The 12,235-nt window shown below is 60.8% G+C and carries 11 protein-coding genes; 3 read left to right on the forward strand and 8 right to left on the reverse strand.

Going from position 1 to position 12,235, the window contains the following annotated elements; translation table 11 throughout:
* Window positions 1-46 precede the first annotated feature (46 nt).
* Both AC24GY_RS16590 and AC24GY_RS16595 read left to right on the forward strand, forming a co-directional pair.
* Window positions 47-703 (forward strand): hypothetical protein, encoded by a 657-nt coding sequence (locus AC24GY_RS16590; protein ID WP_487685297.1) that lies wholly within the window; start codon window positions 47-49, stop codon window positions 701-703.
* Between the two features lie 200 nt (window positions 704-903).
* Entirely contained in the window at window positions 904-1,335 is a 432-nt protein-coding gene (locus AC24GY_RS16595; RefSeq protein WP_487685301.1) for a hypothetical protein, read from the forward strand.
* Window positions 1,336-2,450: 1,115 nt separating this feature from the next.
* Here the strand turns inward: AC24GY_RS16595 and AC24GY_RS16600 are convergent.
* The 7 genes from AC24GY_RS16600 to AC24GY_RS16630 all read right to left on the reverse strand — a co-directional run bounded on the left by AC24GY_RS16600 (window position 2,451) and on the right by AC24GY_RS16630 (window position 10,768).
* Window positions 2,451-2,870: an ExbD/TolR family protein gene (locus tag AC24GY_RS16600; RefSeq protein ID WP_487685304.1), complete on the reverse strand. Its 420-nt coding sequence runs from the start codon at window positions 2,868-2,870 to the stop codon at window positions 2,451-2,453.
* Window positions 2,871-2,922: 52 nt separating this feature from the next.
* Window positions 2,923-3,669 carry a MotA/TolQ/ExbB proton channel family protein gene (locus AC24GY_RS16605; protein ID WP_487685307.1) on the reverse strand — a complete coding sequence of 249 codons (747 nt, stop codon included), beginning with the start codon at window positions 3,667-3,669 and terminating at the stop codon, window positions 2,923-2,925.
* Window positions 3,650-4,696, reverse strand: a complete 1,047-nt coding sequence (locus AC24GY_RS16610) for a hypothetical protein (RefSeq protein ID WP_487685310.1) — start codon at window positions 4,694-4,696, stop codon at window positions 3,650-3,652. The genes AC24GY_RS16605 and AC24GY_RS16610 overlap by 20 nt, the downstream gene beginning before the upstream one ends.
* Entirely contained in the window at window positions 4,680-5,195 is a 516-nt protein-coding gene (locus AC24GY_RS16615) for a hypothetical protein (protein ID WP_487685313.1), read from the reverse strand. Before AC24GY_RS16615 ends, AC24GY_RS16610 begins: the two co-directional genes overlap by 17 nt.
* Before the next feature lie 70 nt (window positions 5,196-5,265).
* A complete protein-coding gene (locus AC24GY_RS16620; RefSeq protein WP_487685316.1) occupies window positions 5,266-6,606 on the reverse strand; it encodes a hypothetical protein in 1,341 nt (446 codons plus the stop codon).
* 649 nt (window positions 6,607-7,255) lie between these two features.
* Entirely contained in the window at window positions 7,256-9,316 is a 2,061-nt protein-coding gene (locus tag AC24GY_RS16625) for a sodium-translocating pyrophosphatase (protein ID WP_487685319.1), read from the reverse strand.
* Between the two features lie 270 nt (window positions 9,317-9,586).
* A complete protein-coding gene (locus AC24GY_RS16630) occupies window positions 9,587-10,768 on the reverse strand; it encodes a Fic family protein (RefSeq protein WP_487685322.1) in 1,182 nt (393 codons plus the stop codon).
* 302 nt (window positions 10,769-11,070) lie between these two features.
* Between AC24GY_RS16630 and AC24GY_RS16635 the strand changes: the two genes are divergently transcribed.
* On the forward strand, window positions 11,071-11,244 hold the full coding sequence (locus AC24GY_RS16635) for a hypothetical protein (protein WP_487685325.1): 174 nt from the start codon (window positions 11,071-11,073) through the stop codon (window positions 11,242-11,244).
* A gap of 194 nt (window positions 11,245-11,438) precedes the next feature.
* On the opposite strand, the gene AC24GY_RS16640 is transcribed toward AC24GY_RS16635, so the two are convergent.
* Complete coding sequence (locus AC24GY_RS16640) at window positions 11,439-12,119, reverse strand: nuclease-related domain-containing protein (protein ID WP_487685328.1); 681 nt, start codon at window positions 12,117-12,119, stop codon at window positions 11,439-11,441.
* Between the last annotated feature and the right edge of the window lie 116 nt (window positions 12,120-12,235).

Consider the following 12,235-nt stretch of genomic DNA (forward strand, 5'->3'; position numbering starts at 1 on the left):
CCCATTCCCCACTTGCCCCCAGACAAACCCCGCGCACACTCCCCGCATGAAGATGCTGCTTCTCACCCTGCTGTTGCTCACCTCCGCCGCCCAGGCAGAGCAATGGCTCGTGAACGGCCGGACCTACAACGGCACCTTCCATAAATTCAGTGTCGACCACACCAAGGTCTATGTCACCTCAGACAGGGACAACTACAAAGGCAGCTGGATCAAAGTCACCGCGCTCGACCCTGCCACCCGCGTCCGGCTCCGTGTCGCCACACCGCAGGAGCAGGCCGCCGTGCAGGCCCAGAGGGAGCAAAAACGTCAGTTGGAAGCCCAGGCTTCAGCCCAGGCTGAGCAAAATCGTCAGTTGGACATCCAGGCCCTGGCCCAGGCCCAGACGGAGCAAAGGCGTCTGATGCAAGCCCAGTCCCAGACATCCGCCAATGCCGGGTACGCAGCCAGCGTTGCACAGCATCAGGTCAATATGCAGCACGTTGAAGACGCCCGCCGCATGGCGGCAGCATACCGCAGGTCATACTCCCCGGTCTACAGCGTCCCGCGCTATTCTCAGTACTACTACTACCCGCGAACCGGATACCGCAACTATTCATCCTACGGCTGCATTCCTCACGCCCACGTGAATCAGTTCCACATCCCCCATGTCCACTCCTCAGGGGGCTTTCACGTGGTGCAGCCCATCATCATCTGGAGCCGTTAACGGCAAAGCCGTCACACCCGCCCGCGGCTGCAACGAGACGCAAGAAGAAGCAGCAGCACGGCAGCGCCTGAGGTTCGCACCAAAAACGCCGCCACATTCTGCTACCACACGCGCCACATCCTGTGTTTAGTGCTGGCCGCGTTCCTCTCCGGCCCCGTCCGCACATGGCGCGCACCACCTCAGCGCTTCCTCCTCATCTCATGAAACACCTGCTTTCCGCCCTGCTGGCCTCCTGTCTCCTCGTCTCCTGCGCTTCCAAAGACCTTGACCGCTGCCCTCCCGGCACCCCCGCCATCAAAGTCGCCCAGGCCGTCGACTGCACTCACAAGGACGGCAAGTTCACCCTCCCCGCCGGCATCTACCAGCCCGAGGCCCAGTCCGCCAAAGGCATCTACTACGTCGCCCCGGAGCGCCTTAAAACCACCGGCATCATTCGCCAGGGCCACGAGCGTGGCGGCCTCTTCATCGCCAACGAAGGCTGGCAGTGGGCCTGGATCGGCCACCCCGGCTTTGAAGTGGACGAAAACAAAACCTCCATCCTCAAAAAGCGCGGCATCCTCATGCCCACCTGCTACAAATTCGAGCCCTACGTGAAGTACACCAAGGTGAGCACCCAAGTGAAGAGCCGCTAAGACGCGCTCCTCACTTCTCACGTCAGGTCACTCCCGGCGCCGTTCATTCTGCCGTCCCGGCTTTCGTGTCCTCCATAGCTCGGAGAGCCAGGGAGGAAGACGGCCCCTTCTTCGTTCGTAGTTCGGGATCGTAGCCCGTTCTGGCTTGCGGCATTCCAATTCGCTGTTCGCTTCGAACTCGCTCAGGATGACACAGCGCATCCAAACACTAAATCCTGCCCCCAATCACTCACCTAGTCTCATTCCCCACTTGCCCCCCCCGCCAATAACCGCACACAGTCCCGGCATGAAGCCCTTCCTCCTCACCCTGCTGCTACTCACCTCAGCCGCCCAGGCGGAACCATGGCTGTTGAATGGCCGCCCCCAACCACGCACCATCCACACATTCAATGCCGACCCAGCCCTCACCGGGGAAAGCAACGGCGGCAGTTGGGTCCAATTCAGCGAGCCAGCCCCCGCCACACAGGGCAAAAAATACAATCCCCCCGGCGTCCCCAAACTTCCCCGTGTCCCAAAGGTGCCCTCTTTACCTAAGGTGCCTCGTGTCCCCCAAGTTCCTCGTGTTCCAAAAGTGCCACGATGAGTTGCGCCGATCATCATCCGGTACAACGAAGACTGCGCGGAACACATCAAACACCGCAGCTGCGCAGCACCTAGCCACGCCCCGGATCTCCGATTCAGAAAGCATGTATCCTCCACTGCTCGAAGAGCCCAGGAGGAAGCCGGCCCGCCTTCTTCGTTCGTAGTTCGGGGTTCGCTTCGCGGCTGCGCAGCAGCCCGTTCTGGCCTGCGGCTTTCTCATTTGCTCCACACCACGAAGCTGCTCAGCCAAATAGCCCCTTAGCCACTAAGGCCTGTTCGCCGCTGCTCCGCCCACAGCACCGCGCTCCGCCACACACCAACCCCAAAGGGGTTGCGTAACATAGCGAAGGGTTGCCGAGCCTCAGCGAGGCTACCCTGGTACCCGCCATCAAATCCGGAAAGCAAACCCAGCACTCCGCCGCACGCCTCGCCCTCCAGCAGCGTCTGCCTGGCGCGCCGCCACGCCCACACACACGTGCTCAAATTGCACGCCACTCCCGCGCTCTTCCACAGCCCGCCCCGCGAAAAAAGCCTCACTTCGCCCGCTGAATCCGCGCCGGCACATCATTGATGCTGTACCCCGCCTCACGCAGCGCGTCCCACACCTTCACCAGGTTCCCCAGCGCCGCCGTCGTGTCCGCCTTCAGTTCCAGCTTCAGCTCGGGCGTCTTTTCCTTCATCGTCGTGATCGCCGCCGCCAGCTGCTCCAGCTCCACCGGCTTCCCGTCCAGAAACACATGCTGCTGCTCATCGATGGTGATCGCCACGCGCACCTCCGGCGTCGTCGCCGCACCGCCCAGCGTCTTCGACTCCGGCAGCGTGATCTTCATCTGCGTCTTGTCCTTCTCAAACGTCGTCGTCGCCACAAAGAAGATCAGCAAGATCACCATGATATCGATCAGCGACACGATGGGGATCGTCGGTACCGGGCGGCGTTTGGGGCGCAGATTCATGGCCATGGCGTGCAGCAGGTGGAGTGATGGAAAAGTTCTCGCTCACGCACACTCAGTGCGCCGGACGCTGCACTTCAAAGTGCTGGTAAAAATGCTGGATCGTCTCCTGCATGATCGACTCCACCCGCACCGCCAGCGCATCCAGCCGCCGGGAAAAATACGTGTGCGCCAGCACCGAAGGCACCGCCACAAACAAACCCGCGATCGTACACCGCAGCGCCACGCCGATCTCATGCGCGATCACCGTCGTGTCCGGCCCGCCACCCGCGCCGAACGCCGAGAACATCCCCACCAGGCCCACCGTCGTGCCCAGCAGCCCCAGCAGCGGCGCCACAGACACCATCACCTCCAGCAGCGGGATCCCGCTCTCCAGCCGGTGGATCTCCTCGCGCGCCTTGATCGCGCACGCATCATGGCACTCCTGCTTGCTCGTAAAGGCCCCGCTGATCGCCATGCTCCCCAGACGCGAAAGCATCGAGCCATCATGCACCAGAAACTCCTGCAGCGGCCGGATGTCCCCCTTCAGCGCATAGTTCGGGATCGCCCTGAGCTGGCTCACCACCGCGCTCGGCATGATCACCTGCTCCCTTAGTTGCAGCCACGCCAAAATCGACGCCCCGATGGCCGACATCGAACAGATCACGATCAGCCCCATCACAAAGCCCCCCGTCGAGAGAAACTCATAAACCAGCTGCAGCCCCGAAGGCGCAACCTTTTCAGTGGCATCCGCAGCAGTGGCGGCAGCAGCTGCAAGCATGGGCGTGGCAGTGGCGAGGAGTTCAGTAAATAAGGGCATCATATTCGATTTTCAGGCGCTCAGGATCATTCTTCGGGAGCAAAGGCATCACTTCAACAGGCATCCGCGGTATGTCCGCATCCTTGATCGCCCGCAAGGTGATTTCGGTGAGAAGCGGGTTCGAGTTCTTCGCATCCACGATCCGCAGATCCTCCACCTTGCCCCTCTTGTTTACGTAAAAAACCAGCTGCAGGAATCCTTCGGTCAGGGCTTCAGGCCGCAGTTTCAGGTAGATGTTCCACTTCTTTTCCACCTGCCCCGTCACCTGCCGGTAGTAGCGGTCCAGTGGCGTCGCGGTCAGCTTCACCGTGGTGGCCTTGCCCTTCGTCGGCGGGCTGCTGGGCACCTTGGCCGCCACCTGCCTATCGTTGCTCTCCCGGGCTTCCGGCTGCATGCCCCACCGTTTTTCCATCAGCTTTTTCGTCTCCTGTCGGATCTCGTCCGGGGCCATCTTCTCCCTGCTGGCAGCCGCACTGCCATCCTTCGTCCGCTCGGCCAGATTGAAACGCAGCCCCAATTCCATCCCCTCCTTTTCCTCCTTCTTGAGAAAAGGGAGCACATCCGCAGGCATTGGTGGGAGCTTCGCATCCTGGACCGCCTTCACGCTGAACCGGGTCAGGACGGGGTCGGTGTCCTTGTTATTTCTGACGTGGATGCGTTCCACCTTGCCCTGCGGGCTGACACAAAAGTTCACAATCAAACTCCCGTAAGCCCCTGCATTCGGAGTCTGCAGATGATAGAATTTCCACTTCTTGTAGATCACTTCTCCCACTCGTCTCACATAGCGGTCCTTCGGAGTCTCCTTGTCAGAAGCAGCCGCAGCAACATCAGCCACAACTCTCTTCGCAGGCGCACTGCACGCAGACAGCATGCCCAGCAGCACCATCACCCCCAGCAGCCGCACCGCGCCCGCCATGCCCACTCGTGCGCAATGACGTCTCATCGTCATCCCGAGCAACAACGCGGCGCCCAGCAAGCTGAGCCCCATCACATCCATTTCGGTGCTGGTGAGGTCAGTAAATGAGTACATTGTAAGTGATTTTGAAGCGCCCTAGATCGGCCTTCGGCAGCAAAGGAATAACATCCGCGGGTATGGGCGGTATCTCCGCATCCTTGATGGCACGCTTGGTGACCTCGGTGAGCATCGGAGTGGACTGTTTGTCGTTGATAACCTTCAGGCCCTCCACCTTGCCCTTCTGATTGACGTAAAAAACGAGCTGCAATTCCCCGGGGGTCCTTGCGTCCGGCCGCAGGAGCAAATAGACATGCCACTTCTTCTCCACCTGGCTGATCACCAGCTTGTTGTAGCGCGTCAGGGGTGTTTCCTCCTTCTGCGCCAGGCCGTTCTTATCCATCTCGGCCAGCTCCTTGTCCGCCTCCTCCAGCATCTTGGTCAGCGGCTTCCTTGGAAGCTCATCATCCGCCACCGGCAGCGCCTTGGGAATGGGCTTCTCCGGTGGCTCAGCGGCAGCGGACATCAGGCACACCATCGCCACGCTCAGCGCGCCTAGCATACGCAGTCTCATCATCCACACACCAGTGGCACCCAGCGCACCCGGAACCACGCCCCCACGGCCGCATCCCACACTGGCAGGCAGGTCAGTAGATGAGGACATTGTAATTGATTTTGTACCGCCCGCCGTCCTCCTCCGGCAGCAGCGGCAGCACATCGGCCGGGATCGGCGGAATCTCCGCATCCTGGATCGCCCGCACCGTCACCTCCGTGAGGATCGGATTGGACTCCTTGTCATCCACCACCCGCAGGCCCTCCACCTTGCCCTTTTTATTCACGTAAAAGACCACCTTCAGGCTCGCGTAGGTCATGCCATCCCGCCGCAGCTTCACGTAGATGTTCCACTTCCTTTCCACCATGCCGCGCACCTGCCGGTCATAGATCCCCAGCGGCGTCATTTTAGCATCCACCGCCTCCTCGTTTCCGCGATTGAAAATGGTGCCCTTCGTCTCCGACTTGCGCGTGTGCGGCGTGAAGGCGTTCGAATCCTGGTTCCTCGTCGTGCGCGTCACCGCCTCATCATCCACCACCGGCAGCGCCTTCGGGATGGGCTTCTCCTGCGGAGTCGGCGGCGGCATGTCCTCCGCCAGCTCCAGCTTCTTCGGTGCGGGCTTCGTGGTGGGCGGCGCGTCAGGCGTCTTCTCCATCGGGTCCGGTTTCTTCACCTCCAGCGGCAGCCGGTTCAGATCCACCTTCGCCAGCTCCTTGTCCGCCTCCTCCATCATCTTGGTCAGCGGCGTCTTTTCAGGCTCCACCTTCGCCATCTTCGGCGTCTCCACCGGCTTCTCCGTTTCCGGCGTGGTCGTTTCCGGTTTCGGCGTCAGCACCGTCAGCACCGTCTGCGGCATGGGCGGCTGCGGCGGTGCGGCGTCCTTCGGTTTCAGGATCGAAGGCGGGGCCTCCGGTGTGGGCGGGGCCGGCGGTTTTGGCGCCAGCATCGCCACCTCAGGCGGCTGCGTCTTCGGCCGCGCATCGTCCTTCAGATCCCCATTGTGGAAATCGCGGTCCGCCAGCTCCTGCATCTTGATCTTGATCCCGTCCATCGAAGGCAGCGGCTCCGTCGCATCCGGAGAGGGGGCCTTCTTGGTGGAAGCATTCGTGTTCCGGTCAGAGATGAACGCCGGATTCTTCGGCGCCACGTCCACGCCCTCATTCTGCGACGTGCGCATGTACATCATGCGCTCCGGCTTCGGTTTTGGCGGGGGTGGCGTCGTCAGGAACTGCTCAGGAAACAGCAGCACCTCCTCCTCCTCCTTTTTCTCCTCCTTCGGCGGCTGGTGTGCCTCCAGCCACAGCCGGTGCGCCGCCTCGCTCGCAAACACAAACGCCAGCAGCACCAGCAAAAGCGCATGCACCACCACCGTGCCGGTGATGGCAATGCGCAGGTTGCTGCTGCGTTGATGGTCGATGGGATAAAAGTCAGTCACAATGCCGGGCCAATTTAGGGAGATACGCCTCCCCCCAATATAGTGCTCTCCCAGTCTTGAGAATCAAATGCTGATTGAGCAGCCTCACACCCCACCTCCCCCTCTCATCCACAGCCCCCTACTCGATCCAATCACCCAGCCCTCCTGCCTTCCAGCCCCCACCGCCTCGCAGCCCCACCGCCTCGCAGCCCCAGCGCTGGTAGGGACGCGTTGTGCGCGTCCCTAGAATCCTTCGCCCCACCGCCCCCAGCCAGCCCACCCGCTCTCCCCCTTTCCTCAAGCCCCCGCTCTCCTCCATCCCTCCATCCACCATTGATTCGCCGCCCTCCCCCTCCGGGCTCACTTCGTTCGTCTATCTCGCCACGCTCGGTCCCCCCCCCCTCCAGTCATCCTGAAATGCTGCCATCCTGTTAATCCTGTCCATCTACACCGTCTCACACTCCACCATTGATTCGCCGCCCGCCCCCTCCGGGCTCACTTCATTCGTCTATCTCACCAAGCTCGGTGCCACCCCCGCAGTAATCCTGAAATGCTGCCATCCTGTTAATCCTGTCCATCTACACCGCCTCGCCCTCCACCGCCCCCTTCTCTGGCCATAAAAAAAAGGACCCCCATCTCTGGAGGCCCTCTCATTGGAATCTTCAGCCCATCACTTGGTGACCGCCTTGAACGCGATCGGGATGATGAGAATCGCCAGGATGTTCACCACCTTGATCATCGGGTTCACCGCAGGACCGGCAGTGTCCTTGTAAGGATCACCCACCGTGTCGCCCGTCACCGCCGCCTGATGCGCAAAGCTGCCCTTGCCGCCGTGGTTGCCTTCTTCGATGAACTTCTTCGCATTGTCCCACGCGCCACCGGCGCTCGTCATCGAAATACCCACAAACAGACCCGTCACGATCGTGCCGATCAGCACCCCGCCCAGCGCTTCCATGCCCAGGAACGACACCGCGATCACAAAGATCAGCGGCAGCAGCGCCGGCACAATCATCTGGCCCAGTGCCGCCTTCGTCACGATGTCCACGCACTGCGCATAGTCTGGCGTGTCCGCACCCGTCAGGATGCCAGGCTTCGCCGTGATCTGGCGGCGCACCTCGCGCACCACCGCACCCGCCGCATTGCCCACCGCGCTCATGCAGAAAGACGTAAACAGGAACGGCAGCAGCCCGCCGATGAACATCCCGATCACCACCCGGTGGTCCATCAGGTCAAAGCTCACCTTGTGCCCCACAAACGCCTGCAAATCTTCCACATACGAGCCAAACAGCACCATCGCCGCCAAGCCCGCGCTCGCGATCGCATAGCCCTTCGTCACCGCCTTCATCGTGTTGCCCACGGCATCCAGCTCGTCCGTGATCTTGCGCACGCCCTCGGGCAGACCCGCCATCACCGCGATGCCGCCCGCGTTGTCCGTGATCGGACCAAACGCATCCAAAGAAATCACAATGCCCGACAGCGACAGCATCGACACCACCGCGATCGCGATGCCATACAGGCCCGCCAGATCATAGCAGCCCCAGATCGCCGCAGCGATCGCCAGCACCGGCAGCAGCGTCGCCTGGTTCCCGATGCTGATCCCCGCGATGATGTTCGTCGCCGGGCCCGTTTCGGAAGCCTTCGCAATCAGCCGCACCGGCTTGTGGTGCGTGCTCGTGTAGTAGTTCGTGATCCACACCACCAGCAGCGTCATCACCAGACCCACCGCCGCGCAGTAAAACAGGTTCGTGCTCGAAACCGCCAGCTCACCGATCTTGATCCCCGCAGGGAAGATAGCCGCCGTGGACCACCAGAACAGCGCCGAAGCCACGATGCCAGACACCGCCACCCCGCACACCAGAGACGCCGTCGCCTCCTGCTTGATGAAGTTCACCCAGCCGATGCCAATGAGAGACGCAATGATCGCCAGACCGCACAGCACAAACGGGTAAACCACCGCCGCCTCCGTGCCCACCGTCAGGTGGCCCACCAGCACGCCGCCGATCAAGCTCACTGCATACGTCTCGAAAACGTCCGCCGCCATCCCAGCGCAGTCGCCCACGTTGTCGCCCACGTTATCTGCAATGGTCGCCGGATTGCGCGGATCATCCTCATTCAGATTCTGCTCATTCTTGCCCACGAGGTCAGCACCCACGTCAGCCGCCTTCGTATAGATACCGCCGCCCAGACGTGCAAACACACTGATCAGCGAGCTGCCCAGGGCCAGACCCACCAGCGAATCGATCGCGTGCTTCGCATGCGCCCCCGTGCCGCGCACCACCAGGTAAAACACACCCACAGAGAGCAGGCCCAGCGCCACGACGAGCAAACCCGTCACCGCACCGCCATTGAAAGCCACCTTCAGCGCCGAATGACTGCTCACCGAGGCCGCCTGCGCCGTGCGCACGTTCGCCCGCACCGCGATCATCATCCCGATGTAACCCGCCGCCAGCGAGCACACCGCGCCCACCACAAAACCCGCCGCCGTCAGGCCGCCGCGCAGCCACCACACCGCTGCAAAAACAACGACCGCGATCAGGCTCACCGCCATCACCTGCCGGTTCAGGTACGCCTTCGCCCCCTGCTGGATCGCGCTCGCGATCTCCGTCATCTTCTCATTCCCCGCATCCGCCCCCACGACCTTTTTGATCAGGATAAAAGCGAAAACAAGCCCCACAACAGAGAGGGCGATGGCAAGGGCGATGCCGTTGGTCAGAAGGAAGGATGGAGGCATGAGTTAAGGTGGGTCGGTTGGTTGGTCCGTGGCGGGTAAAGCCGCGCACTTTAGCAAGTCGCAAATTACAGGCAAGAACTTGCTCCGAGTTTTCTGCCCCCTCCCTTTTTTCTCACCCACCCCCTCCCAGCCCCCTCCCTAAATCCAAATCCCAGCCACCCAGCCCTGCCGTTCCCATTTTTCCTTTGGAGTTGCCATTCTTCCCTTCAACAACACCGCGCTCCTCTTGCTCAGCTCTCAAGCCCGGGCTTCATCCGTCAGACTCCACTCTCACAACCTCCCGAGCTCCACCCCGGCTGGATAAAGATGCGGAAAATAGTAACCTACATAAGAAGCTGGAAAGCCAAGGCGGACCGGGGCAGCGGGTCCGTTTGAGACAAGCACACCATCGGCTAAAAGTTGCCCGATATGCCGCCGGGCGGTTCTCTCCGGCATCTGCAAAATACGGCCCGCTTCTCCACGCGTGACCTCCCCACGCAGAAATAAATCGGGAAGAAGATGGCTTGTTTCCTTGGGTGCTTTTTTTCTGGAAATCAGCAAATCCGCAAAAGCCAGTATGCGCTCATGCATCGCATCCAGATCCAGCAGACGCGTCATGAACTCCACCTGATCAATGGCTGTGGAAAGAAAGAAACGACAGAAATGGGTGAGCCCTTTGTCCGACAAGTTACCACGGCCATCAAAGTCGCTTTGGCGGGGAAGATCAGCCGAGGCAAGCGCCGACAGATAGTCGGTGCTGTAGCGGGCCAGGCCGCGTGAGGCCATCCAGAGGCCGTGTCCTTCCATCTTCACCCGGATGAAATAGGCATTCGTGAACAAGCGGATAACGCGCCCGTTGCCGTCGAGAAACGGATGAATCCATGCCAGACGATGATGCGAAGCAGCAGCACCCAATATACGCTGAACAGGCTCCAGATTGGCCGGCTCATACCGTTGAGCAAAGCGCTCCATGAATTGGGGTAGCGCCGTGAACGTGGGGGCCACATGACGCCCCACTTCCACTTCACATTCGCGCAACTGCCCAGGCTTCACCCAATCCTCTCCGCCATTGCGTGTCTTCACACGGCGAAACTCCTCGGGCATGCGCGCGTAAAACTCCTGATGAAGCCAGCAAATAAACTCAGGAGAACAAATCTTCAGCGTCTCATCATCCCGGAGACGCTGCTCCATAAGTCGCTGCACTTCGATGTGCGCCTGGCTTTCAATTTGCAGCGCATGTTTGTGCGGGTCGGCAGAATAATCTTTTTGAAGTGCCTTCTCAATGTCGACCGGATGGGTATTATGCCCCTCGATCAAATTGGAGTAGTAGCTGTTCATTTTCCGCAGCAACTCGACCACGCTGTCACGGGTAACCGGATGCAAAGCTCCTCCAAGTTCTGCAGACCTGCGGAACAAATCGAAGGCGAGTTCCTTCAACCCACCCGCCTGATCCATCGGGAACAGCGGCTCCATGGAGGTTGTTTTGGTATAGAGCTCTCTCTGCATTTTTAACCATGGTCTTTATTGAGGCTCTTGTCGAGTCATTTGGCCGGTGACTTGGCCGACACTTTGGCCGGTTATTTAACCTTAGTAATCCCCTTATTTTGGCCGGTCGTTTGGCCGGTCGTTTGGCCGGTGCCAAAAACCGCGAATCGGAGGCAGGAACAACGCCTATTCAGAAACGGCCCCGGAGCCAATACCGGATCTGCGCGGCTGGGGCATCCTAGGGCTGTTCCTTGAGTCAGCTCACATTCATTCAAACCCCAGAAACGAACATGAGATCAAGCCGCCACTATTACCTCGAAGCCCTCATCGCTAAAATGTCCAGGGACGATGCCAGAACAAACCGGGAAATGGGCACGCCAGCCGCCCCCAAAGGCGCTCACGCCGGCAAGGAGGTCTCCAACCCCAGCAAGACCGCCGCCGGACGAGAGCCCTCCGCCCGCTAGAACCGAAACGAAAAAGAAGACCTGGCATGCCGGGCGCCCCGCGCAGGACAGGCCGCGTGGTTTTGGGGCAGTTGGTGTCACCAAAGCCACGCGGCAGCCGCGCTGGGAGCGCCGTTTTTGAAAAACAGCTCTGGCGCAGCCCCCTGAAGCACGAAGCTCCAACCTGCTTCATTCCGCGCCTTCGCGGCATTCCATCATCTCCTCCTCACCCCCGCCCGCCTCTTCACACCCGCCAGGTGGTCCCGCCTCGCCGTGCGCTTGTTCGTCCGCGCCGCCAGATGCACCAGCGCCGCATTCGCCGCCGCCACCTCCTCCGGCTGCAGCAGTACTTCTTCGATTCCCGTGATGTACCTCGTCAGGCTTGTGTCGATCACATACTCCGGCAGCTCCGTTTTAAACACCGCCCCGCCCATGAAAAAGATCACGGATCGGAACTTCGACTCCGGCAGCTTCAGCAACTGCGCCAGCGCCCGCAGGTGCAGCTTGTTTTGCCAGATCGGATTCTGAAACGAAAACTTTCCCCCGGAGCCAAACGTCTGCGTCCACTTCGCCTGATGCTCAGAGCCGTAGATCCAGCCCGTGTAGTTCTTCGTCTCGATCACAAAGATCCCAAACGGCGACACCACCACATGGTCCACCTGCGTCAGCCCATCCCCGTCCGGGCGCGGCACATACAGATCGCTGTAGCCCGTGTACAGCGCCTCATCCAGCAGCCGAAACGTCCCCTGCGTCACCAGCGCCTCCCCCAGCGATCCTTTGAAGGACGACTTGAACCGCCGGTACACAAACCTCACCGCATAAAGCACCGCCACCAGCAGAAACAGCGGCAGCGCCGGTTTGACGAGCGTGGTGAATAAAACGTTGGGGTCAGTCATCTGCCCCACTCTCCGCAGCAAACACCCCGCCACAAGCCCGGGCCCCCTCGCTCTGCCCTCATTGACCCCTCAGCTCAGCGTGCGGCCTACGTTGAGGCCGCACGCTTTTAGGCTCA

The organism is Prosthecobacter sp. Pr1 (genome assembly GCF_057652315.1).